Origin of the sequence: Bacillus sp. HY001 (genome assembly GCF_007558965.1) — a bacterium.
GTDB classification, from domain to species: Bacteria; Bacillota; Bacilli; order Bacillales; family Bacillaceae_G; genus Bacillus_A; species Bacillus_A mobilis.
In genome coordinates this window covers 1-344 of the sequence record NZ_VLTE01000234.1, presented here as the reverse complement: position 1 = coordinate 344, position 344 = coordinate 1, and the positions used below count along the sequence as shown (strand labels likewise).

The window sequence follows — 344 nt, the reverse complement described above, 5'->3', positions numbered from 1 at the left end:
TAAATAGAAAAATAACCAAGATCACGAAGAGAAAGTTCCCCTGGCTCTAATGTTTGCGTACGTTCCTGTCCATAACGGCAATCGCTACTTGTTCCATCTCTTACAGCTGTTTCTAAAAATTCTCCAGAAATCAGTTCATACTCTAATTGAATTTTCACACCAGCTTCTGAACCACCTCCGCCTACCCCTTTGTAAGAAGATGCATATTGAGCTGGAAGCTGAAAGGCTGTTGAATCTAGTATACGGATACGTGTAAAACGGTTAGATAAAGGAGTCATTGGAGAAAACTTCTTTCGAAATACTTGTAAAAACAATTCCTTTAAGAATTGTACAGTCTGTGCATT

1 protein-coding gene is annotated in these 344 nt (G+C 38.4%); it reads right to left on the bottom strand.

Annotated elements, in window-relative coordinates; all coding sequences use genetic code 11:
• Positions 1-344: transposase (locus FOT98_RS30695; RefSeq protein ID WP_144291241.1), on the bottom strand; the 344-nt coding region annotated here is incomplete at both ends.